The sequence below is a fragment of the Kitasatospora sp. NBC_01287 genome (assembly GCF_026340565.1).
Taxonomy (GTDB): Bacteria; Actinomycetota; Actinomycetes; order Streptomycetales; family Streptomycetaceae; genus Kitasatospora.
Map to the genome: position 1 here is coordinate 5,893,633 of NZ_JAPEPB010000001.1, position 22,608 is coordinate 5,916,240.

Below are 22,608 nucleotides of genomic sequence, written 5' to 3' on the forward strand. Positions count from 1 at the left end.
TTCTCGGACCGGCTGTTCGGCCGGTCAAGACCACGCGCGGCGCCACTTCCACCGGGTCGGCGAAGCAGCAGGTCAGAGTGTTGCAGTCGGTTGCGGACAAGGTGTTTCGGCGACATTGCCGCCTGTTGCGATTCGATCAGGAGTGAGCACGAGCCTCTGGTCGGGTGGCTGATCGGCTGTTACGTTCTGCTGGCTGGCTACCCACTTGGCTGCCCACGTTCAAGTCCCGTCACACCTGACGGGCGAGAAGTGCTCCGTACCGTGGCACCTCACCAACCGCTCGGACACCACCGCTCGGTACCACCGATCGGATCCCACCCCACTCCTGAGGAGGAACCCTCCATGGATGCCACCACGCGGCGCGGCCGCACCCGTCCCCACGCCACGAGAGCGCGGGCCGCCCGCTCGCTGGTCGTGGCCACCGCGCTCGCGATGGTGATCACCGGCTGCAGCTCCGGCTCCTCGAAGTCGGGCGGCGCCGCGCCGCAGAGCGCGGTGCCCCAGCTCAGCGCCTCCGACATCAACGCGCAGCCGGTGAGTGCCCTCAAGCAGGGCGGCGAGCTGCGCGGTTGGTTGGAGCAGTGGATCGACCAGTGGAACCCGCTGCAGGTGGACGGCACCTACGGCGACTCGGTGGAGATCATGAAGATGGTCGAGCCGCTGCTCTTCCGGATCGACGCCAGTGGCAAGTTCCAGCCGGTCCCCGACTTCCTGCAGTCCGCGACGGTGGTCTCCACCTCGCCGCAGGTGGTGCTCTACAAGCTCAACCCCAAGGCGCACTGGTCGGACGGCAAGCCGCTCGGCTACCTGGACTTCAAGGCGGTCTGGCAGGCGGACAACGGCAGCAACCCGGCCTTCAACGCGGCCAGCACCAACGGCTACAACCAGATCAGCGACGTCTCGCAGGGCGACGACCCGAGCCAGGTCAAGGTCACCTTCTCGACCCCGTACGCCGACTGGCAGAGCCTCTTCTACCCGCTGCTGCCGGCCGCCGGGATCTCCACGCCGGACCAGTTCAACAAGGGCTGGATCGACCAGATCCCGATCACCGGTGGGGCCTTCAAGCTGGGCGCGCAGGACAAGTCGGCGCAGACCATCACCGTCGTGCCGGACCCCAACTGGTGGGGCGACAAGCCGGTGCTGGACAAGTTCACCTACCGGGTGCTCTCCCAGTCCGCGGTCACCCAGGCGTTCCTGAACAACGAGATCGACTACGCCAGCGCGGGTCGCGCCGACGCCTACAGCCAGCTGAAGGCCGACAAGGACGCGGTGATCCGCACCGCCGGCCCGTGGGACGAGGTGCACATCTCCTTCGGCTCCAACGGCGCGCTGGCCGACCAGAGCGTGCGCCAGGCGCTGGGCAAGGCGATCGACCGCACCTCGCTGATCAAGGTGATGAGCCAGGGCGTGCCGGTCACCTTCCCGGAGCTGAACAACCACATCTTCATGACCAACCAGGCCGGCTACCAGGACAACTCCGGCGAGTGGGGCAAGTTCGACCCGGCGGCGGCCGAGCAGCTGCTCACCAAGGCGGGCTGGCAGGACGCGGGGGCGGGCAAGCCGCGCACCAAGGACGGCCAAGCGCTGGAGCTGCACTTCATCGTCGCGGCGGGGTCCTCGCAGCAGACCCTCGACATGGCCAGTGCCGTGCAGAACATGCTCGGCCAGGTCGGCGTGAAGCTGGACGTCGACAAGGTGCCGGACAACGACCTGGACGAGAAGTACATCAACGTCGGCAAGTTCGACCTGGCGACCTGGCGCAACACCGGGTCCTTCCCGCCCTCGCTGGTCATCCCGTTCTACCAGCAGCCCAGCGGTGACAACGTCTACGAGAACTACTCGAAGCTGAGCACCCCGGAGATCGACAGCCTGCTGAAGCAGGCGGCCTCGACGCTCGACCCGACGGCCGCCGCCAAGCTCTACAACCAGGCGGACGCCAAGATCTGGGAGCTCGGCCACACCCTGGAGATCTACCAGCGCCCGACGGTGGGCGCCTACCGCAAGGGGTTGGCCAACTACGGCGCCTCCGGACTGGCGGACTTCGACTACACCAAGGTGGGCTGGCAGAAGTAGTCCTGGCGAGACGTCAGGAGGCACGCTGAGACGGCGCGCTGTCGGGCAGCGCGGTGATCACGAGGCCGGGGCGGCGCCGGACCGGGGGTGTTTCCTCCCCCTCCGGAGCCGCGCCGGCCTTGACCTTCCGCGTTGCCCGCAGGACGCCTCTCTCGCCGTTCCACTGGGAGGGAATCTATCCGGACATTCGGGGCGATGGCACCCCGCGACACCCCAAGCCCGCGTGCCGCCTGGAACGCTGTCACCCGGTTCGCGCACTGCTTCGTCAACTCTCCTTGACCGCGCGGGCGCGGCCGAGCGGTCGGTTGCGCGGCCCAGGTGACCCCGTGCCGTGGCGTGCCGTCGCGGTGCGTGCGCCGACCACCGGCGGCTGCGACGATCGGCCCGGCGGGGCATCGGGTCCCGTCGGCGGCCGGCGCGCCGAAGAGCCGGCGCGCCGAACACGCAGGGAGAGACGCCACGATGACCGCAGGACCCGAAGCCGTCGACCCGGCCGCAGGCGGCGCCGACCCCGTGGTGCGGCGGATGGTGCCGCGCAGCCGGAGCGAGGCGCACCGCACGGCGACCTCGCTGGAACTCTTCTTCGACCTCTGCTTCGTGGTCGCCGTCGCCCAGGCCGGGCGGCAGCTGGCCATCGCGCTCGGCGAGGGGCACCTGCGGGTCGCGCTGGTCGGCTACCTGTTCGCGTTCTTCGCGGTCTGGTGGGCGTGGATGAACTTCACCTGGTTCGCCTCCGCCTACGACTGCGACGACGTGCCGTACCGGGTCACCACGCTGGTGCAGATCACCGGTGCGCTGATCCTGGCGGCCGGGATCCCACGGCTCTTCCAGGACCGCGACTTCACCCTCGGCGTGCTCGGCTACGTGGTGATGCGCCTGGCTCAGGTCACCCAGTGGCTGCGGGCCGCGCGCGGCGAGAGCGGCGCGGCCCGCACGATGGCGCGCCGCTACGCCGGCGGGATCGCGCTGGTGCAACTGGGCTGGGTGCTGGTGCTGCTGCTGCCGAGCGCGGCGATCGTGTGGGTGATGCCGCTGGGGGTGATCGCCGAGCTGTCGGTGCCGGCCTTCGCCGAGCGCCAGGCGCAGAGCCCCTGGCACCCGCACCACATCGCCGAGCGCTACGGGCTGTTCACCCTGATCGTGCTCGGCGAGACGGTCTCGGCCGCCACCGTCGCGGTGCAGAGCGCGGTGGACGAGCACGAGGCGCTGGGCACGCTGGTGCCGCTCGCGATCGGCGGCATCCTGCTCTGCTTCGCCGCCTGGTGGATCTACTTCGCCGCACCGATCCACGAGCACCTGCGCTCCAACCGGCAGGCGTTCCTCTGGGGTTACGGCCACTACCTGATCTTCGGTTCGGCGGCCGCGATCGGCGCGGGGCTGGAGGTCGCGGTCGAGTCCGCGGTGGGCGTCGCGCACATCTCGGCCGTAGCGGCGACCGCGGCCGTCACCGTGCCGGCCGCGCTGTACCTGGTCACCGTCTGGGCGCTGCACTCGCGGCACAGCAAGACCGGAGCCGCGCAGTGGGTGCTGCCGGTCGCCGCGGTGGTGGTGCTGGCCTGCACCGCGCTCGGCGCGTCGGGGGTGCTCGCGGCCGGGCTGGTCGGGGCCGGGACGGTCGCGGTGGGGGTCTGGCTGCACAGCCGCGAGTAGCGCCACCGGTGCCGCCCGCGCTGTCGGGCGCTGCCCACGATGCTCGCGCCGTCGGTGCCGCGTGCTGCCGGTGCCGCGTGCTGTCAGTGCTGCCTGCGAGGATGCCCCGACCCCCCTGTGCCCAGCCGTTGAGGAGCCCTTGTGCCGCTCGCCGACCAGCCCTACGCCCACCTGCTGCGGCCGCACCCCGGCCCGCTGCGCCGCGACGAGCGCTACGACACCGCGCACTTCGAGCGCCTCGACCTGGAGCAGGTGCAGGCCGGCGGCGCGCTCTTCCTGGAGTGCGCGTTCACCGACGTCACCTTCAGCGAGGCGAAGCTGCGGCAGGCCAGGTTCAACGAGACCTGGTGGGAGCGCTGCCGGCTGGTGGCCAGCGAGCTGGTGGAGAGCGAGTGGCAGGACACCACCGTGCAGGGCGGCCTCTTCGCCGGGGTCTCCGCGTACGGCGCGCAGTTGCGACGGATGACGGTGCGTCAGTGCAAGCTGGAGTCGGTGAACCTGCGCGGGGCGGTGCTGCGCGACGTGGTCTTCGAGGACTGCCAGCTGCGCGACGTGGACTTCGGCGGCGCCAAGCTGACCGGCGTGAGCTTTCCGGGCAGTTCGCTGGATGAGGTCAGGTTCGGCGGTGCCACGCTCGCTCGGACGGACCTGCGCGGGGCGAGCCGGCTGGGGCTGCCGGACGGCCACGAGGGGCTGCGCGGCGCGGTCATCTCCGCCACCCAGCTGATCGAGCTGGCCCCGCAGTTCGCCCAGGCCCTGGGCGTGCAGGTGCGCGACTGATGGCGGCCGGGCGGCCCGCCGTTCACCCGCCGGATGCTCGCTGACCCGGGGGCGAACAGTCCGACAAGCCTCGGTGCAAGCCCCTAGCGCCTGCTGCCGCGCTGGGCCACGATGTGCGCGGCCCACGTTGTATGAACAACCCAGCGTGCGGACAGGGCCTCGGGCGCTCGGCATCCGCCGGCGCGACGGCAGCCGCCAGGGGCGGCGAGACCGAAGGGTTTGGCGATCCGGATGACAGAGCTGAGTCGCAGGACGTTCATGGCCGCATCCGCCACCGCGGCGGCGGGCGTCGCCGTGGCCGGGACGGTCGGCGCGACCGGCGCGGTCGGTGCTACCGGTGCGATCGGTGCACCGGCCGTCGCGAGCACCGCGAAGCTCACCAGCACGGGCACCATCACCGATGCCCAGCACGTCGTGATCCTGATGCAGGAGAACCGCAGCTTCGACCACTACTTCGGCACCCTGCGGGGCGTGCGCGGTTTCGCCGACCGCAGCGCGATCCAGATCGCCGGCGGCTACAGCGTCTTCAACCAGCCCAACAGCGCCACCGCCCGCCAGTACCCGTGGGCCTTCAACCCCGCCAACACGGGCGCCGGTTCGAGCGCGGAGACTACCGCGCAGTGCAATGGCGATCTTTCGCACGCCTGGTCCGATCAGCACAAGGCGTGGAACAGCGGCAAGATGGACTCCTGGGTCGCCGCCAAGGGCACCGTGCGCACGATGGGGTACCTGCAGCGCTCCGACATCCCGTTCCACTACGCGCTGGCCGACAACTGGACCGTCTGCGACGCCTACCACTGCTCGGTGTTGAGCGCGACCGGCCCGAACCGCACCTACCACTGGTCCGGCATGATCGACCCGACCGGCACGGCGGGCGGCCCGGCCTACGACGGCGGCGACGAGTCCGGCCTGAGCTGGCAGACCTACGCCGAGGCGCTGGAGAACGCCGGCGTCAGCTGGAAGGTCTACCAGAACGCCGCCGACAACTTCGGCGACAACGCCCTGGCCTACTTCAAGCAGTTCGCGGGCGCCCCCGCCGGCAGTGACCTGGCGGTCAAGGGCATGGGCTCGGTGCCGAAGGTCACCGGCCGCACGCCGGACGACATCGCGGCCGCGATCAAGGCCGACGTGCTGGCCGGCACGCTGCCCCAGGTCTCCTGGATCGTCGCCGACCAGCAGTCCTCGGAGCACCCGTACGCCACCCCCGAGGACGGCGCGCACTTCGTCAACATGGTGATCAACGCGCTGAACGCGGACCCCAACGTCTTCAACTCGACCATCCTGCTGCTCAACTACGACGAGAACGACGGCTTCTTCGACCACGTGCCGCCGCCGGTCGCGCCCGCCGGCACCGCGGGCGAGTTCTACAGCTCGGTCAACATCGGCATGGGTTTCCGGGTCCCGCTGGTCGCCATCTCCCCCTGGAGCCGCGGCGGTTGGGTCAACTCCCAGGTCTTCGACCATACCTCGGTGCTGCGCTTCCTGGAGGTCTGGACGGCCGCCATCGGCAAGCCGGCCCAGTGCGCCAACATCAGCGCCTGGCGCCGCAAGGTCGCCGGTGACCTGACCGGCGTCTTCGACTTCGCGCACCCCGTCTACGGGCTGCCCTCGCTGCCCGACACCTCGCAGACGATCGGCCTGACCACCTGTGGCCCGATGGCCAACCCCTCGCCGACCAACAACGCGCTGCCCGCCCAGGAGTCCGGCACCCGCCCGGCCCGCGCGCTGCCCTACCAGCCGAACGCCAACCTGGACCACCTGGAGCTGGACAGCTCCACGGTGATGAAGGTCTGGCTGAAGATGGACAACGGCGGCAGCCAGAGCACCCACTTCGCCGCCTACGCCAACGCGTTCCGCAGCGGCGGCCCGTGGCAGTACACGATCGACCCGGGCGGCAGCACCAGCGACTTCTTCAACTGCGGCTCCGGCTACGGCAACGGACCCTACGACCTGAGCGTGGTGGGCCCCAACCGCTTCCTGCGCCGCTTCCAGGGCGACACCACCAAGGCGGGCAAGACCCTCCTGGTCACCGCCTCCTACGCCGCCGCGCCGGACACCGGCGAGCTCGCCCTCTGGTTCAAACTCGCCAACAACGGCACCAGTACGGTGACGTTCACCATCACCTCGAACCACTACCGCACCGACGGCCCCTGGACCTACACCGTGGCGGCCGGCCAGAGCGTGAGCGACTACTTCAACGCCGTCGCCTACAACAGCGGCTGGTACGACTTCACGGTGACGGTGAGCTCGGACAGCAGCTTCGCCCAGCGCTTCACCGGGCACCTGGAGAGCGGCGCGGCGAGCATCACCGGCTGAACTGACGAGACGTCAGGGCGGGCCGCCCGCACCCCGCGAGGGGTCGGGCGGCCCGGCGGCCGGGGTGGTCGGGGCTCAGCGGGGCGGCTTGGGCGCCAGCACCAGGGCGATGACGGCGACCACGCTGCGCATCGAGCTGAACCTGATGCCCTGCAGCGTGACGGGCGCCGTCGCCGGGTCGCGACGTAGGCCCTGGTCCTAAGCCCTCAGCCTGTTACGCGGTCGTACCGCCCCCGCCTACCGTCCTCATCATGGATACGACAGGCACCCTCGACGAAGCGCTTCAGCGGCTGCACCGCTCCGGGCCCGAGCGGTTCGGGCGGCTCACCAACCACGCGCCGATGGCCGTCGAGGCCCTCGCCGCTCACGGGCAGGCATCCGCGGTGCACCGCTGGCTCGAGCTGTACACCCGCAAGCTGGAGGAGTTCCCCGGTCGCGTCGAGCCGGTCACGGACGCCAACTGGCCTGCCGCGCTGGGCGATCCACGCCGGGCCGCCGACTGGATCGACCACTTCGAGCGGGAACTCGCCGAGCACCCCTGGCGCGAGGTGCTCGCACGGTGGTGGCCCCGGCTGCTGCCCGGCCTGTACGGCGGCTCGACGCACCCGGTGATCCGGGTGGGCCACGCCACGCGCACCCTGCTGAGCGGGGAGAGCACCGGACCCCGGCTGGCCGAACTCGCCCACGGCCTCGGCTACTGGGCCGCCCGCCACCGCACCGTCGCGGACCTGGCCGCGCTGCCGGGCGCCGACAGCGCCGCCGCCGCCCTCGACGCGGCACCGCCGATCGCGGGGCGGGACGGCGGCTTCGCCGACCGGCTCGGCCAGGTCAGAGGTCTGCCGGTGTGGGCGGCCGGGGTAACGGACCCGGGCGAGGCGCAGCGCCGCCTCACCGAGCTGGTGCGGGCGGCCACCCACCGCTACGCCACCCACGGCCACGGCGAGGAGACGATGCTGGTCCACGCGGCCACCGCCCCCAACGCCGTCCTGCGCACCCTGCCCGCGCTGCCGCGGGCCCTGTGGGTGCCGAGCCTGCGGGCCGCCTGGACGGCCTCCGCGGCGGTGACCGCGATGTACGCGCCCGACGCCCCGGTCGCCTACCTCCCGCCGGGCGCGGTCACCCCCGAGGAGGTCTTCGAACGGGCCCTGGCGCACGGTGACGAACACGTCATCAAGCTGACCGACACCGCCCTGGACGTCGGCGACGAGCCGGCCCTGGCGGCGGCGCTGCGCTCCATCGAGCTGAGCGAGCCGCTGCGCTAGGTGGGGTTGTCCGGATGCGCGGCCGAAAGGCGGGCCGCGGTAGCGGCGCCCGACGGGTGGGCCGGGCGCCGCTGCCGCTCACCTTCAGGCCGGTGAGGTGACCGAGCCGCCGAGGTGCCGGGCGAGGAACCGGACCGCGCTGTCGGCCTCGAACCTGGGGAAGTCGAAGTGCTTGCCCGCGTTGGCGTGCAAGGTCTTCTCCGTCGAGCCGAAGGCGTCGAACAGCGCGAGGCCGGCCTCGCGCGGGATGAGCTCGTCGTCCCATTGCAGGTCGAACTCGATCGGAACGGTGATCCGCCTCGCCGCTTCGAGCAGGGCATCGGGCCACATCAGGCCGAGGACCGCGGCGGTGATCCTGGGCTCGACCGCCACCAGCGGCACCCCGATCGCGGTGCCCAGGGCGATGCCGAAGTAGCCCACCGGCCCATCGGCGCCGATCTCCGGAAGCTGCTGGAGGGCGTCCAGGGTCGCCTGCCACTCGGGTACGGCGAGCTCCGCCAGCCGGGCGTTGTAACGGACGACGATCGGTCCTGCCGGCTCGCCCGCCGCCTGCGCCGCGCGAAGCTCGGCGATCTCCCGCTCGTCCTGCGCGGTGCGCGGCCGGTCTCCGTGACCGGGCGCGTCGATGACGGCGACGTGGAAGCCGCCGTCGGCCACCAGGCGCTGTGCCCGGCCCGCCATCGCGGGGTGCTTCTTGTGGGCACCGCCGCCGTGGCCCATCAGGACCAGGGGCGCGCGCTCGGCCGAGTCGGAGGCCGGCGACCAGAGAACGCCGGGGACGTCGCCCACGGTGAAGTCGCGCTCGACCGTGCCGTTCGACGACGACTCGGCGGTGAACTGCAGAGAATGCATGGGTGTTGCCTTTCGGGAGTGCCTGGTTGTCGAGGCGCTCCCGGCGACACCTACGTCAATCGCCCGACCGTGACGGCAAGGGGGAGCACCCACATCGATACAGCGTTCATGGGTCTCACCTCCTCGGACGGCGTCGCGGTCGAGTGCAAGCTACCAGCCCGATCAGCCGGCCCGCCAACCTTTTCCCCGCCGTGTGATCACGGCGCCGGACAGGCCCCGGCCGGCGGTCGGCGCCCACCCGCTCGGGCGGGCGGGCGCCGGTACCGCTCACCTCAGGCCCCCGGTCAGGCCGACGGGGCGACCACGCCGGTGAGGTGCCGGGCGAAGAACCGGACCGCGCTGTCGGCCTCGAACCGGGGCAGCTCCTTGTGCCGGCCCGAGTTCACGTGCAACGACTTCTCCGTCGAGGCGAAGGCGTCGAACAGTGCCAGGCCCTCCTCGCGCGAGATGTGCTCGTCGTCCCACTGCATGTCGTACTCGATCGGGACGGTGATCCGCTTCGCCCGCTCGGCCAGGACATCGGGCCAGTGCTGGCCGAAGACGGCGGCGGTGATCCTGGGTTCGTCCGCCACGAACGGCACGCCGATCGCGGTGCCCATGTTGATGCCCCAGAAGCCGACCGGCCCGTCGGCGCCGATCTCCGGGAGCTCCTGGAGGGCGTCCAGCAGCGCCCGGTACTCGGGGACCGCGAGCCGCGCCAGGTGCTCGTTGTACCGCACGACGACGGGGCCTTCCGGCTCACCCGCCGCCCGCGCCCGGAACAACTCGGCGACCTCCGCCTCGTCGTGCGCGGTGCGCGGCCGCTCGCCGTGACCGGGGGCGTCGATGACGGCGACGTGGAAGCCGGCGCCGGCCACCAGGCGCTGGGCGCGGCCGGACATCGCCGGGTGCTTCTTGTGGTTGCCGCCGCCGTGGGCCATCAGGACCAGCGGCGCGCGCCCGGCCGCGTCGGAGGCCGGCGACCAGAGCACGCCGGGGACCTCGCCGGAGGCGGTGGGAGAGGGGAGGGTGAAGGACCGCTCGATGACGCCGTTGGCCGACGTCTCAGAAATGAAGTACATGTGCGTTCAAGCCTTTCGGGATGCCTTCGCGGGCACTCCCTAGGCCCTGCGGGGGAGGGAGGCCCGACTCGTCACAACGTTGATCGGTCTCACCTCCTCGATGCGCAGCAGCACTTGACGACGCGTAAGCTAGCACGACCGCGCTCCCGCCAGGGCATGTTTTTCCGGCGATCTTCAGCAGGTACGCGTCGGCGAAGGCGGAGGTGTACCAGCGGACGCCCCACTCGTCCTCCTCGCGGGGACGGCGGTTCCCTCGCGCCGGGGATCCGGTCCCTTCCTGGGGCTGGTCACAGCCGTCCACCCCGCAGCGAGGATCGAGCCATGACCTTCAAGGCCTCGCATCCCCACCCGCCCGTCGGCGCCACCGAACGGCCGGTCCCCGACTGGGCGTTCGGTGGCGGCCCGGGCGATCCCCCTCCTGCTGCTCCCGTGGTGCCTGTGGCGGCTGCCCTTCGCGTTCGGCTTCCAGATGGGGCTGCTGCCGAACTCGCCCCAGCCCTGGCACTGGTGGCACATCGGCTACGTCTTCGGCCTCACCCCGCCCTCCTACGCCAACGGCTGGTGGGCGGCCCTGGCGGCGGCCGGCATCGCGCCGGGCATGCTCTGGGGGCCCGCGGTGCTGACCCTGACCCACGCGTACTACGTTCGGCGCTGCCGGCGGTAGAGCCGGACGGGAGGGCCCCCTTCGGGCCCGATGAACACGGTCTTCCTCCCCCTGGTGCGCTGACCGGCGCAGCACCGCAGGGCACCGGCTCCACGCCGGGAACACAGAGCCGACACGACGTCAATTCTGTTTGATAAGGACGAGTTGACGCCACCAGTCCTACAGTCGCTCCGTCGCCTCAGACCGAACGGGGGTACCGGCCATGGCAGACGGCTTCGAGGTGGACCTGGGCGCGCTCAAGGACGCGGCGACCGGCGTCGACGACACCCTGGCGCAGGTGGGTCAGCAGAGCGTCACGGACATCCCGCACGACGCCGGGAAGATCGGCCACGGCCATCTGGCCGACGTCCTCTCGGACTTCCTCAGCCGGTGGAAACGCGGAGTGGACAACCTCGCGAAGGACGGCAAGGAGGTCGTCGACCGCCTGACGGCCAGCAACAACGCCTACGTCAAGGCGGATCAGGACGCCCAGCAGCACATCGTCACGGCGGCGAACGGCGACATCCAGGGCAGCGGCCCGGATCCCGGAGTGCAGTGATGACCGCCGAACTCGGCAGCACCAACGACCCGAAGGCGCTCATCCCCGGGGAGCCGGCCGCCATCTACCAGACGGAGACCGAACTCCGGGCCTACGGAGACTCGTTGCACCAGGCGGGAGCCGGCCTGCAGCGGATCGACACGGCGGACGGCTGGCGGGGCAAGGCCGGGGACGCCTTCCGGCACGCCTTTCACGGGCAACCCACCAAGTGGCTGCAGGCCGGTGACGCCTTCCACAGCGCCGCCGACGCGCTGAACGGTTACGTCTCGACCCTGGAGTGGGCGCAGGGCCAAGCCGCCACCGCGATCGGCCAGTGGAACTCCGGTGACAAGAAGGGCGCCGGCGACGCCCTCGACAAGGCCCGCGGCCAGCTCGACTCGGCGGGCAACACCGCTGCCACCGCGATCGGCAAGGCACGCGACCTCGCACCGCCCAAGCCCGGCTTCTGGTCCAGGGTCGGCGACGACATCGGTGGGTTCTTCTCCGATGTCGGCCACGCCATCGAGGGCGCCGGCGAGGACGCGGCCACCGCGATCCTCTCGGTGGGCAACGCGATGGTCCACGACCCGGGCTCGGTGCTCGAAACGGCCGGCGGCCTCGGACTGGCACTGCTCGGCGCGGGCGGCGAGGTGGGCGGCTTCGCCCTGGACATCACCGGCGTCGGAGCCTTCCTGGGCGTGCCGGCCGGTGTGGTGTCGGCCGGTGCCATCTCGGGCGGCCTCGGCTTCGCCTGGGCCGGGATGAACAACATCATGCACGACGCGGCCGGCCAGGACCGGGTCAACATGAGCTCCGACGGCGGTGGCGGGGGTGGCGGCGGAGACAGCACCGAGCCCCTGAGCAACCGGCTCCGGCCGCCGCAGGAGGGCGACACCAACTACGTCGTCGACAACCCGAACGACCTCTCCGATACGATCACCGACATCGACCGGGTCCAGGACGGCAGGCTCTGGGAGGAGAAGACGGCGACCGGGCAGGATCCACGGATGGACCCGCAGAAGTGGGTCGACAAGAACGTCGTCAAGAAGCTCGATTCGTACGTGCGAGCCCGCCCGTACATGCCGGGGTACGAGGACGCCCCGATGGGGCTGGACTTCACCGAACCGGGAGCCACCCCGCAGTTCAAGGCGACCGTCGAGCAGGCCGTCAACGACTGGAAGGCCGCCCATCCGGGCGTGGACGTCGAAGTGCAGTGGGCCGATTGAGCCGCGCACGGTCAACAGTGAGGTGAGCAGCGTGAGTTGCACGTTCCAGGTCCAGGACGAGGTCGTCTGGGACGCGTCGAACACCGTCGCGCGGCTCTACACCGCCCAGGTCGAGGCCGTGGCCGGCACCCTCGGTCTGGCGTCCGGGATCGGCGAGATCGTCGAGGACGAGTGCGAGATCGACCCCCCGACCCTGGAGGGCTTCCTCGGCGAGCTGCTGCGCCAGTACCACCGGGCGACCCACCCGATCCTGCGCTCGCTGACCGTCGGCGTCATCGCCACCTCGCTGGTGCTGCTCGACCGGGTGGGCGGCCGGCTCCCCGCCACCGACCCGGACCAGCTCGGCGCCTGGACCCAGCTGCGCGACGAGCACGCCCGCTCGATGCCCCGCTGAGCCCAGGCGTCACACCCGGATCCGCTCACCCGGCACGACACCCGGGCCACACGCCTACCCCGACACACCGCGACAGCACGGACGGCCGGCACCGAGACCAACCGACTGACCGTCGGCCACTGCCTGCGGATTCGGGTCAGCCGGCGCCGAACTCCCCGTCCTTCACGCCGGCCACGAAGGCGGCGAAGCCTTCTGCGGTGAAGACGAGGGCGGGGCCGCCGGGGTCCTTGGAGTCGCGGACGGGGACGAGGGCGGGGAAGCCGGGGGCCACCTCGACGCACTCGCCGCCGTTTCCGCTGTGCCGTGACTTGATCCAGCGGGCATCGGTCAGATCGATGTTCATTGAAGGTCCTTCCGGGCTGCGTGGATCCTGGCCAGGGAGGCGCCTTTGGACAGCGACTCCACTAGGAGGTGATCGTAGTCCCTCTCCCAAGCTGACACGATGTCACGGCTGCGCTCAAGGTAGCCCCGCAACTGCGATTCGGAGTAGCCGACAACTGAGCGGTCGGGCATGATCAGCAGCGTTACCGGGAGCAGGAACGGGCGGTGCTCCGCGAGGCTGAGCGGGGCGATCTGGAACGTGACGTTCGGGTGGCTCGCCAGCTCTTCGATGTGGTCCAGTTGGTCGAGCATCACCGCTCGCCCGCCGATCGGGCGCATCAGGCAGCTCTCATCCATGACCGCGTGGACGATAGGTGGGACCTTCTGCTCGAACAGCCGTCGCTGCCGGGTGGCGAGGAAGGCGATTCGTTCGTCCGCCTGAGCTTGGGTGATGCTGCCCCGCTGTACGGCCGCCGTTTCGATTGCCGCAGCGTACGCCGGAGTCTGAAAGATGCCTGGAACAACTGCGAGTTGGAACGTCCGCAGCTTCCGGCAGCGCCCCTCGCACTCTGCGAACTCCTCGAAGCCCTCCAGCAGCGCCGCGCGCGTGCACCGGCGCCAAAGCTCGTAGAAGGCCTCGCCTGAGTCGAACACCTCATCGGCTTTAACGGCGAAGTTCTTTGTTGGAGGACGCTTCCCTCGTTCGACGTACGAAACCAGCGTGTTGGAGAAGCCCATGCGCCTGCCGGTCTGCACTTGGGACCAGCCTCGACCTCGCCGTGACCTGCGGAACTCGGTGGCGAAGCGCGTCTGCGGAGATGACGGAAAGTCAGTTTCGATGGCTTCCAAGACTGTTCGAACCTTTCACGTGCAGGGTTTGTCAAGGTTCAACCCCTGGCGAGCCTATCCCCACATGCCGATCCTTGTAATCAGTTCACTACGGAGAGGAACGGTCATGAGTAAGCGCAACACGCCCCCGCCCACGCTCTACACCCCCCAGCCGAACGAACTCGTCCGCGACGAGAAGCACGGCCTCACCGGTCACTACATGGGCCCCGGCTACGCCAAGCACCCCACCGTCTACCTGCGCCCGCCCGGCGGCGGCTGCGAGTGGGAGACCCCGGCCAGCGAGATCCAACCCCTCACCCCCGCACCCGACTTGCGGCCCGCCCACACCCCGCGATGAGCACCCCCTGGCCCGCCCCCACCGGGCCCGTCCCGCTGCCGCCCCGCCACCAGTGGCGCTTCGGCTGGTGCGCCTGCTGCGACCGCCAGACCCTGATCGCCCCGGGCCCCCTGATCGCCACCGACACCGGTCAAGTCACCCTCCCTTACTGCGTGGACGGCTTCGAACGCGCCACCCGCTACGTCCACCGCGCCCGCCTGCGCGCCGCCCGCCACGGCGGCCCACCCTGAGCCGGACCGAACCGAGGAACCCACCGCCATGACCACCACCCCCGACCCCGCTCACACCCCTGCCCCGAAACCACCGCCGACCTGCGCACCCTCGGCCGCCGGCTCGACCGCCAAGTCACCACCGGCACCGCCCCCACCCCCGCCGAACTCGACGCCACCCTCACCGCGATGCACGCCCTCCACACCCGCATCACCGCGACCGACCCGCACCGCGGCCCCCGTCGCGGCGACCTGTCCGGGCAGGGCTGACTCCCGCCGTGATCATTCGAGCCGGGTCGCTTCTGGGCCGCTCGCTCGGCATACCTGGATCGGTAGCTCCAGGTATGAGTACCCTGGGGTACCAATGGAAGGTGGATGCTGTGACCCCGACTGACCTGACTCGAGCGCGGGCAACCGCACCGCTGAAGGTGGATGCGGCTGTCGACGAGCTGATCTCCGATGGCGCGCACTTTCTCGGCATGACGAAGAAGGACCTGGTCGCGGAGGCGGTGCGTACCTATCTGGAACTCCGTCGGGAAGAGGTCCGGGCGAGCATGATGGAGAAAATGCGCAAGCTCGACGGCAGTCTGGCCTCAAGCGTCTCGCTGCTCACCGGGCTCTCGCCTGAGCGGATCGAGGAACTCGGCGGGACCGGCGGGGACGACTGAGAGATGCAGCCTCCTCGCCCTACCTTGCGCACACTCCGTGAGGACCTCGAACTCCCGCTGCCGTCGGGCAGGGAGGCTCTTGACGATATCGACCACCCGCTCATGGGCAAGGCGCGAGAGCAGTTCGCAGGTGATCACGGCACCCATGAGCGCATCCGTGCCATCGATGATGAAGTGCTCTTCAAGGTCAAGATCCAGCGCTGGCGGGGTGCGGTCTGGCTGGACGAGGATCAGCCGTGGCTCGTCGCGGCCGGTCAGCGTGAGGATGGTTCGGCAGACGACTTTTATGCCGCGCTGGAGGCCGATGCGAACGCCGCCAGGGCCCGGCACAACTCGGAACACTCGAAGCCGCTGCCGGGCAAGACTTACGTCGGCCCGCTCCTGCCGACGGCCGACGACTACGCCCGCCATCGCCTTGAGGCCGGCATCCGGCTGGTTCGCCGTCTTGTCGCCGAGCTCCAAGATCTCACGCGGGGGTCGCTGCGTGACGGTCACGAACACGCCACCGACTTTCCGACCTTCCGACTCGGTGTTCTGGTACGCGCCGACGAGGGCCACGAGACCTATGTGGCTGTGCGCATCACCGGCTCTGTTCCCGATGACCTCGCCGTCGTGATCCTTCGGCATGTGCCCGGCTGCGACCCGCAGTCCTGGTTTCCCGAGTACGCCCTACCCGGTCGGCATCTGCTGCCCGCTGAACAAGCCTGGTCAACCGTCATGGAGCCGCAGGCCGCGGCTAGGCTCCTGGAAGGTGGTTGAGGCGAGATGTTGACGGCGACGGCCGGTGAGTGGCTCCTGCCAACCACGATCTGACACATCGTCATCACTCCTCGCCGATCCTCACCCATCCCCTGGGCGGCCCGCCGCCGCGCCGCGACACTGGGCGGATGGAGCCGCACTGGATGTTCCCCGACCTGGACGACGACGCCGTGGCCGCCGTAGGTGAGGCGTTGGCGCTGGCGGATGCCCGACTGGGCGGGCTGGCGCGGCGGTTGGGGGTGCGGGGTGGGCTGCGGAGCAATCCGGTCGGCGGGCTTCCGTACGCCGGGGAGGTCTACGGCTACCTCCGGCTGCCGGAGGTGGCGTTCGGTGCCGGGCTCTACGTCGCGCGCCGGTGCGGCAACGACCTGCGGATGGGGCCGCCGTGGCTGGTCGGCGCGGAGATCGAGGTGCCGTGCCGGTACGGCGAGGAGTGCACGGGGCACGAGGTCGCCGCCTACGCGGAGGGACGGCTCGCCTACGGTGATCCGCTCGCCGCCGCCCGGGCGCTGGCGGCGGCGTGCGACTGGCTGGCGGGCACGGCGCTGCGGGAGTCGCCGGCCGGGTGGCGGCTGCGGAACACCGAGAGCTGCGCTGGCTGAGGCGGCGGTCAGTCGCCCAGCAGCAGCCGCAGCAGGTCGCGCAGCTCCTCGCGCTGTGCCCCGCTCAGCCGCTCCAGGGGCTGGGAGGCGAACGGGGTCCTGGCGCGCAGGTCGGCGATCACGCGCAGGCCGGCCTCGGTGGCGGCGACGAGCTTGACGCGGCGGTCGCCGGGGCTGGGGCGGCGCTCGGCCAGGCCGCGGGACTCCAGTCGGTCCACGATCGCGGTGACGTTGGACGGCTCGGCGTGCAACTGCTCGGCGATCCGGCGCATGGCGACCGGCTGCTCGGCGGCCAGCAGGGCCTTGGCCTGCAGCGGGGTCAGCTCGTGCGGGGCGGCGGCGGCCTCGGACTCCTGGGCGTAGCGGCGGTGGATCGCGGCGAAGAGCGCCACGACTTCGCGGGTCAGGTCGGGGCGGGTCAGGTCGGCGCCGGTCGGCTGTTCGTTGGTCGGGTCATCCGCAGGCATGCCGCCAGTCTATCGAGATGCTTGACAATCGAAAACATCGGGTTGCATAGTTATCGAGGCAACTAGTTATGGATCATAAATATTACTGATCATGAGGAGTGCAGTATGAGCACCGAGCCGACCGTCCTGATCACCGGCACCTCCTCCGGCATCGGCCTGGCCACGGCTGTCGCGGCCGCGCAGGCCGGCTGGCGGGCCGTGGCCACCATGCGCGACCCGGGCAAGGCGGGCGCGCTGCTGGCCGCCGCCGAGGCCGCCGGGGTGCGCGAACTGGTCGAGGTCCGGGCCCTGGACGTGACCGACCCGGCCTCCGTCGAGGCCTGTGTGGCCGGCATCGCGGCCGACCACGGGCGGCTGGACGCGGTGGTCAACAACGCCGGGGCCGGGCACGTGGGCACCATCGAGCAGCAGAGCGTCGAGCAGGTGCGCGCCGTCATGGAGGTGAACTTCTTCGGGGTGGTCCAGGTGACCCGGGCCGCGCTGCCGCTGCTGCGCGCGAGCCGGGGCCGGCTGATCACCGTCACCAGCGTCGGCGGCGTGGTCGGGCAGCCGTTCAACGAGGCGTACTGCGCGGCCAAGTTCGCGGTCGAGGGCTTCATGGAGTCGCTCGCGCCGGTGGCCGCGACCACGGGGGTGACCGTGAGCGTGGTGGAGCCGGGCGCGGTGGCCAGCGAGTTCGTCGCCAACGTCGGCATCGACCCCGACGCCGTGGCCGCCGCAGGTCCGTACGGCCCGGCCCTGGCCAAGTACCTGGAGCGCGTCCAGGGGGCCTTCGCCAACGCGCAGACCTCCGAGGGCGCGGCCGCCTCGATCATCGAGGTGCTGGCCGCCGAGAAGCCGGCCTTCCGGGTGCAGACCTCGGAGGCGGCGCGGGCCTTCACCGCCGTCAAGCTCGCCGACCAGGACGGATCGGCCGTGCAGGGCCTGACCACCGGCTGGGTGGCCTGACCCGCGCCGGGGAGTGTCCGGGCCGGGGAGCGTCGGGCCGGGGAGCCTCCGGGCTGAGAAGCGCACAGTGTGTCGGCGCCCCCGGGGCGGGTAGGGGCCTGGTGCGGGACACCGGATGACCAGGCGCGCACCGCCGACATGCGGGACGACGCGAGCGGTGACATCTTGGTGGCAGCCCATTGTCGGACGAACCGCGAGGAGGAGACATGGGCATGCTAGACAGGCTCAAGGGCATGTTCGGCGACCACAGCGACAAGGCCGCGGACATGACGGCCGGCGCCAAGGATCGCGCGATGGACGCCGGACAGCAGGCCTCGGAGAAGGCGCAGGAGCATCTGCCCGGCCCCGCGGCCGACGCGATGGGGAACATGACCGGCCGGACCGCGCCGAGCACCCCGGGCACCGACGAGCAGGTGCAGCAGGCCAAGTCGGACATGGAGAGCGAGGGCGGCCCCGAATGGGAGCGGTGATCCGCTGACCCGGCACCACGCGCCGGGCGCCCGCTGCGACGAGGCGGCGGGCGTCCGGTTTTTCCGTGCCCGAACCCGGGAGTTCCCGAACCCGGGAGTTCCCGAACCCGGTAGTCCCTGAACCCGGTAGCCCCCCGGCCCCCCGCCCCCGCGTCAGCCGCGCGGTGGCAGCGGGGGCCGTCGCAGGTCGGGGCGCGGGGTGTCGGCCGGCGGCGGGGCGGCGGCGGGGTGGGCGCGCAGCAGCTCCAGGGCCACCCGGACCGCCTCGGCCAGCTCGGTGTTGCGCCCGGCCGCCCAGTCGGCGGGGCTGCGCAGCACCGCCAGGTCCGGTTCGACCCCGCGGTTCTCGATCCCGAAGCCGTAACCACCGGTGAACCAGGAGGCGTTGGCGGGCACCGAGATCTGGGTGCCGTCGCCCAGGGTGTACCGCCCCATGGTGCCCACCACCCCGCCCCAGGTCCGCCGGCCCACCACCGGTCCCAGGCCCAGCAGTTTGACCGCCGCGATGATCACGTCCCCGTCCGAGCTGGTCGCCTCGTCGGCCAGCGCCACGATCGGACCGCGCGGCGCGTCGCGCGGGTAGCGCACCGCGCGGCGGCCGCGGGTGTGGTCCCAGGCCAGCACCCGGCGGGTGAGCTTCTCCAGCACCAGCTCCGAGACGTTGCCCCCGGCGTTGCCCCGCACGTCCAGCACCAGGGCGGGCCGGTCGAGTTCGCGGCGCAGGTCGCGGTTGAACTGCGCCCAGCCGGAGCCGCCGAGGTCGGGGATGTGCAGGTAGCCGCAGAGGCCGTCGCTGAACTCCCGTACCAGGGTGCGGCGCCGGGCCACCCAGTCCTGGTAGCGCAGCGGCCGCTCGTCGGTCAGCGGGGTGATCGCCACCCGGCGCACCGGGCCCTGCGGGCCGCGCCGGAAGGCGAGTTCGAGGGTGCTGCCGCCGGCCCCGGCCAGCAGCGGGGCGGGGCCGCGCACCGGGTCGGGGGTGCGGCCCGCGATCGCCACCAACTCGTCGCCCTCGCGCACCTGGTGGCCGGCCAGCGGGGCGCGGGCCCGCGGGTCGGAGGACTCGCCGAGCAGCACCCGGCGCAGCAGCCAGCGGCCGTCCGCCGCGCGGCGCACCCCGGCGCCGAGCAGGCCGAGCGGCTGCTGCACCGGCGCCGGGCCCTCGCCGCGCCGGGCCGGGGTGACGTAGGCGTGCGAGGTGCCCAGCTCGCCGAGCAGCTCGCGCAGCAGGTCGGCGAAGTCGTCGGGGGAGGCGATCCGCTCCAGCAGCGGTTCGTACTGGGCGACCAGCGCGGGCCAGTCCAGGCCGCCCAGCTCCGGGTCCCAGAACTGGTCGCGCACCAGCCGGGCCGTCTCGCGGTAGGCCTGGCGCCACTCCGGGCCCGGGTGGACCGTGTGGGTGATCCGGCGCAGGTCCACCGTCACCGGGCCGCCCGGGCCGGCCAGCGGCAGCAGCTTGAGGACGCCGGAGGCGAAGGTGGCCACCGCCGTGCCGTCGCCGCTGACCGCGAAGCCGTCCACCTGGTCCTGCACCGTGCTGCGGGTGGCCGAGGCCAGGTCGAAGTAGTCCAGCGCCGGGCGGCCCGAGAGGTCGGTGGGGCTGGCGAAGGTCTCGCCGAGCGCGCCGGAGATGGGCCAGCGCAGCCAGAGCAGTCCGCCGCGCACCGGTGCCGGGCTGGAGTACTTGGAGGCGATCACCGGGAAGGGCACCAGCCGCTCGCCCAGGCCCTCGGTGTCCACCAGGACGGTGCCGTCGCCCGGCGCCGGCGCGGCCTCGTCGCCCACCGGCGCGGCGAACGGCGAGGGGGTGTCGGCGGCCAGCGGGACCAGGTAGGGGCGGCAGCCGAGCGGGAAGGAGAGGTCGCCGGTGTGTACGTCGTGCACCGGATCGAAGCCGCGCCAGGAGAGGAAGACCAGGTAGCGGCCGTCGCGGGTGAAGACCGGCTGCTCGTCCTCGAAGCGGCCGTCGGTGACGTCCAGCGGCAGCGCGTCCGACAGGTCCAGGCGCTGCAGCCGGATCCGGCGCAGCGAGCGGCCGGCCACCGGCTGGGACCAGGCCAGCCAGCGCGAGTCGGGGGCGAAGGCCAGGCCGCGGATCGGGCCGTAGCCGGCCCTGGCCAGCTCGCGGACCGCGCCGTCGGCGGTGTCCACCAGCAGCAGCCGGCCGTCGGTGCTCGCGCAGGCCAGCAGGTGGCCGTCGGGGCTGGCGACCAGCTCCAGCACCCGGCCCAGCTGCCCGGCGGCGAGGCGGCGGGGCGCCCGTGCCGGTCCGGGAGGCGCTGCCGGCTCCGCCGCGTCCAAAGCCCCCGCCGGCCCCGCAGGTCCCGCAGGTCCCGCAGGTCCCGCAGGTCCGGACGGCCCCGCCGGGCCGCCGGGCAGCGCGGCCAGTTCGATCGCGTCCTCGCCCTCGGCGTCGGTGACCCAGGCGATCCGCCCGGTGCCGCCGAGCACCGCGGGCAGCCGGGTGCGCACCCCCGGGGTGTCGGCGAGCGCGCGGGCCGGGCCGTCCCGGTGGGTGAGCCAGTAGAGACTGCCGCGCACCCCGACCACGCCGGAGCGCCCGGTGGCGTCGCAGACCAGGTCGTTGAGGTGCCGCGCGGCGGTCACCTGGTACGGCCGGCGCCCGGCCCGCGCGCCGCCCAGGCGCACGGTGAGCCGGCGCGGGGCCGGGGCCGCCAGGCTCTCCAGCAGCCAGAGGTCACCCGCGTGCTGGTAGACCACCCGGCGGCCGTCGGTGGTCGCCTCGCGCGCGTAGAAGTTCGCGTGGTCGGTGTGGCGGCGCAGGTCGGTGCCGTCGAAGCGGCAGGAGTAGAGGTTGCCGATGCCCTCGTGGTCGGAGAGGAAGGCGACCCGGGGCCCGCCCGGTCCGTCGACCAGCATCGGGGCGGCGAGGTGGCCGGGCAGCTCGGGCAGCAGCTGCTCGCCGTCGAGCCAGAGCCGCCCGGTGGCGCCGCCGCGGTAGCGCTTCCAGGCGGTCGGCTCGTGCGGGGCGGCGGCGGTCAGCAGCAGGGTGTGATCCGCCGTCAGCTGGGCGTCGCTGACCGGGCCCCAGGGCAGCCGGCGGCCCGGTGAGCCGTCCGGCGGCAGCGCGTGCGCCCAGGTGTAGTGGGCGAAGGGCTCGTGGTAGGAGGTGAGCGCGAGCACCTCGCCGGTGGGCAGCCAGCCGCGCACCCGGGTGTCCTGGCTGCCCCAGTAGGTGAGCCGGACCGCCTCGCCGCCCTCGGTGGGCGCGGTCCACACCTCGGGGGTGAGCGCGGCCCAGCTGGTCCAGGCGACGGTGCGGCCGTCGGGGGAGAGCCGGGGGTGGGAGACCCGGGTGCGGTCGCAGCTGACCCGCCAGGCCCGGCCTGACACCCCGTCGGGGCCGAGCGGGGCGAGCCAGACGTCGTCCTCGGCGGTCAGTGCCAGCAGACCGTCCGTCAGATGGGGGTGCCGCAGGTAGCCGCGGTGGTCGTCGCTCACCCCTCCCATGGTTCGGGGGCGGGGCGGGCGCGGCAACCGCAGGCCCGGTCCGGGGCGGTGCCGTGCCGTGCCGTTCAGCTGGGCCGCTCGCTGCCCTCCGGCCAGACCTCGTGCACCCAGAGCCCGGCGGCACGGGTCAGCCGGGCGATCTCGGCGGGTTCGCGCTGGGGGCCGTCCTCGGTGCCGTCCCAGACCGCGATCAGCTCGTCGATCATGCCGACCAGCGCGCGGCCGAGGTCCTCGCCCAGGCCGCCGGCCGCGACGGGGGCCAGCCGGTGCACGGCGGTGGCCTCGCGGGCGAGCTCGGTGGCGGGCAGCGGGCCGCCGCTCGCGGGCAGCACGATCTCCACCGTGCCGCCGTGCTCGCGCACCGCGTGGGCGAACCAGGTCTCCGGACCCGGGCGCAGCGCGGTGACGCCGACCAGCTCGTACGGCCCGTAGGTGGTCACCAGCCGCCACAGCTCGCCGCGCACCAGCATTTCGGTCAGGTCGGAGAGGCCTTGGTACCCGGTGATTCCGACGCGCATCTCTCGTGCCCTTCGGTCAGGGCCGTGCCGCGCCCCAGGATAGCCGCGCCGCGGGGCCGCCGGGCGGGGTGCGCCGGGTGTGGAGTCGTTCTCAAGTGCCTCACAAGTCGCGAAACCTACGTTCGGACGTAACTGGACCGGGCGTAGCGGCTGATGCCGGCACCGCCTCGGATCGTGCAACCCACGGACGCGAG

Annotated in this window: 23 protein-coding genes; 16 read left to right on the forward strand and 7 right to left on the reverse strand. The window is 72.1% G+C overall.

Annotated elements, in window-relative coordinates; translation table 11 throughout:
* The first annotated feature begins 342 nt into the window (after positions 1-342).
* The 5 genes from OG455_RS25570 to OG455_RS25590 all read left to right on the forward strand — a co-directional run bounded on the left by OG455_RS25570 (position 343) and on the right by OG455_RS25590 (position 8,081).
* Positions 343-2,073 carry an ABC transporter family substrate-binding protein gene (locus OG455_RS25570; RefSeq protein WP_266297473.1) on the forward strand — a complete coding sequence of 577 codons (1,731 nt, stop codon included), beginning with the start codon at positions 343-345 and terminating at the stop codon, positions 2,071-2,073.
* Between the two features lie 462 nt (positions 2,074-2,535).
* Positions 2,536-3,723 (forward strand): low temperature requirement protein A, encoded by a 1,188-nt coding sequence (locus tag OG455_RS25575; protein ID WP_266297475.1) that lies wholly within the window; start codon positions 2,536-2,538, stop codon positions 3,721-3,723.
* 141 nt (positions 3,724-3,864) lie between these two features.
* Positions 3,865-4,503: a pentapeptide repeat-containing protein gene (locus tag OG455_RS25580; RefSeq protein ID WP_266297477.1), complete on the forward strand. Its 639-nt coding sequence runs from the start codon at positions 3,865-3,867 to the stop codon at positions 4,501-4,503.
* A gap of 231 nt (positions 4,504-4,734) precedes the next feature.
* On the forward strand, positions 4,735-6,819 hold the full coding sequence (locus tag OG455_RS25585) for a phosphocholine-specific phospholipase C (protein WP_266297479.1): 2,085 nt from the start codon (positions 4,735-4,737) through the stop codon (positions 6,817-6,819).
* A gap of 251 nt (positions 6,820-7,070) precedes the next feature.
* Positions 7,071-8,081 (forward strand): questin oxidase family protein, encoded by a 1,011-nt coding sequence (locus tag OG455_RS25590; protein ID WP_266297481.1) that lies wholly within the window; start codon positions 7,071-7,073, stop codon positions 8,079-8,081.
* An 84-nt stretch (positions 8,082-8,165) separates the two neighbouring features.
* Here the strand turns inward: OG455_RS25590 and OG455_RS25595 are convergent, their stop codons facing one another.
* A complete protein-coding gene (locus OG455_RS25595) occupies positions 8,166-8,933 on the reverse strand; it encodes an alpha/beta hydrolase (protein ID WP_266297483.1) in 768 nt (255 codons plus the stop codon).
* Between the two features lie 284 nt (positions 8,934-9,217).
* Positions 9,218-9,994 carry an alpha/beta hydrolase gene (locus OG455_RS25600; RefSeq protein WP_266297485.1) on the reverse strand — a complete coding sequence of 259 codons (777 nt, stop codon included), beginning with the start codon at positions 9,992-9,994 and terminating at the stop codon, positions 9,218-9,220.
* 394 nt (positions 9,995-10,388) lie between these two features.
* Here OG455_RS25600 and OG455_RS25605 point away from each other — a divergent pair, with 394 nt between their 5' ends.
* The 4 genes from OG455_RS25605 to OG455_RS25620 all read left to right on the forward strand — a co-directional run bounded on the left by OG455_RS25605 (position 10,389) and on the right by OG455_RS25620 (position 12,795).
* Positions 10,389-10,658, forward strand: coding sequence for a hypothetical protein (locus OG455_RS25605; protein WP_266297487.1), 270 nt, complete (start codon positions 10,389-10,391; stop codon positions 10,656-10,658).
* A 202-nt stretch (positions 10,659-10,860) separates the two neighbouring features.
* Entirely contained in the window at positions 10,861-11,196 is a 336-nt protein-coding gene (locus OG455_RS25610) for a hypothetical protein (protein ID WP_266297489.1), read from the forward strand.
* Positions 11,196-12,401 (forward strand): WXG100 family type VII secretion target, encoded by a 1,206-nt coding sequence (locus tag OG455_RS25615; protein ID WP_266297492.1) that lies wholly within the window; start codon positions 11,196-11,198, stop codon positions 12,399-12,401. Before OG455_RS25610 ends, OG455_RS25615 begins: the two co-directional genes overlap by 1 nt.
* Positions 12,402-12,432: 31 nt before the next feature.
* The gene (locus OG455_RS25620) at positions 12,433-12,795 is read left to right on the forward strand and encodes a DUF6086 family protein (protein WP_266297494.1); all 363 of its coding nucleotides are present in this window, start codon (positions 12,433-12,435) and stop codon (positions 12,793-12,795) included.
* Between the two features lie 136 nt (positions 12,796-12,931).
* Here OG455_RS25620 and OG455_RS25625 read toward each other — a convergent pair whose 3' ends face one another.
* Positions 12,932-13,138, reverse strand: a complete 207-nt coding sequence (locus OG455_RS25625; protein WP_266297498.1) for a DUF397 domain-containing protein — start codon at positions 13,136-13,138, stop codon at positions 12,932-12,934.
* Positions 13,135-13,965, reverse strand: a complete 831-nt coding sequence (locus tag OG455_RS25630; protein WP_266297501.1) for a DUF5753 domain-containing protein — start codon at positions 13,963-13,965, stop codon at positions 13,135-13,137. Before OG455_RS25630 ends, OG455_RS25625 begins: the two co-directional genes overlap by 4 nt.
* A gap of 106 nt (positions 13,966-14,071) precedes the next feature.
* Between OG455_RS25630 and OG455_RS25635 the strand changes: the two genes are divergently transcribed.
* The 5 genes from OG455_RS25635 to OG455_RS25655 all read left to right on the forward strand — a co-directional run bounded on the left by OG455_RS25635 (position 14,072) and on the right by OG455_RS25655 (position 16,540).
* The gene (locus OG455_RS25635) at positions 14,072-14,302 is read left to right on the forward strand and encodes a hypothetical protein (protein ID WP_266297503.1); all 231 of its coding nucleotides are present in this window, start codon (positions 14,072-14,074) and stop codon (positions 14,300-14,302) included.
* The gene (locus OG455_RS25640) at positions 14,299-14,532 is read left to right on the forward strand and encodes a hypothetical protein (RefSeq protein WP_266297508.1); all 234 of its coding nucleotides are present in this window, start codon (positions 14,299-14,301) and stop codon (positions 14,530-14,532) included. The genes OG455_RS25635 and OG455_RS25640 overlap by 4 nt, the downstream gene beginning before the upstream one ends.
* Positions 14,533-14,891: 359 nt before the next feature.
* On the forward strand, positions 14,892-15,179 hold the full coding sequence (locus OG455_RS25645; RefSeq protein ID WP_266297510.1) for a hypothetical protein: 288 nt from the start codon (positions 14,892-14,894) through the stop codon (positions 15,177-15,179).
* Positions 15,180-15,281: 102 nt separating this feature from the next.
* On the forward strand, positions 15,282-15,938 hold the full coding sequence (locus tag OG455_RS25650; RefSeq protein ID WP_266297512.1) for a hypothetical protein: 657 nt from the start codon (positions 15,282-15,284) through the stop codon (positions 15,936-15,938).
* Between the two features lie 128 nt (positions 15,939-16,066).
* Positions 16,067-16,540 carry a hypothetical protein gene (locus OG455_RS25655; protein WP_266297514.1) on the forward strand — a complete coding sequence of 158 codons (474 nt, stop codon included), beginning with the start codon at positions 16,067-16,069 and terminating at the stop codon, positions 16,538-16,540.
* Between the two features lie 8 nt (positions 16,541-16,548).
* On the opposite strand, the gene OG455_RS25660 is transcribed toward OG455_RS25655, so the two are convergent.
* Complete coding sequence (locus tag OG455_RS25660) at positions 16,549-17,007, reverse strand: MarR family winged helix-turn-helix transcriptional regulator (protein ID WP_266297516.1); 459 nt, start codon at positions 17,005-17,007, stop codon at positions 16,549-16,551.
* A gap of 105 nt (positions 17,008-17,112) precedes the next feature.
* Between OG455_RS25660 and OG455_RS25665 the strand changes: the two genes are divergently transcribed.
* Together OG455_RS25665 and OG455_RS25670 are read left to right on the forward strand one after the other, a co-directional pair.
* Positions 17,113-17,955, forward strand: a complete 843-nt coding sequence (locus tag OG455_RS25665; RefSeq protein ID WP_266297518.1) for an SDR family oxidoreductase — start codon at positions 17,113-17,115, stop codon at positions 17,953-17,955.
* 206 nt (positions 17,956-18,161) lie between these two features.
* Positions 18,162-18,425 (forward strand): hypothetical protein, encoded by a 264-nt coding sequence (locus OG455_RS25670; RefSeq protein ID WP_266297520.1) that lies wholly within the window; start codon positions 18,162-18,164, stop codon positions 18,423-18,425.
* A 153-nt stretch (positions 18,426-18,578) separates the two neighbouring features.
* Here OG455_RS25670 and OG455_RS25675 read toward each other — a convergent pair whose 3' ends face one another.
* On the reverse strand, positions 18,579-21,896 hold the full coding sequence (locus tag OG455_RS25675; RefSeq protein WP_266297522.1) for a S41 family peptidase: 3,318 nt from the start codon (positions 21,894-21,896) through the stop codon (positions 18,579-18,581).
* A 65-nt stretch (positions 21,897-21,961) separates the two neighbouring features.
* Positions 21,962-22,414: a hypothetical protein gene (locus OG455_RS25680; protein ID WP_266297524.1), complete on the reverse strand. Its 453-nt coding sequence runs from the start codon at positions 22,412-22,414 to the stop codon at positions 21,962-21,964.
* Positions 22,415-22,608 lie beyond the last annotated feature (194 nt).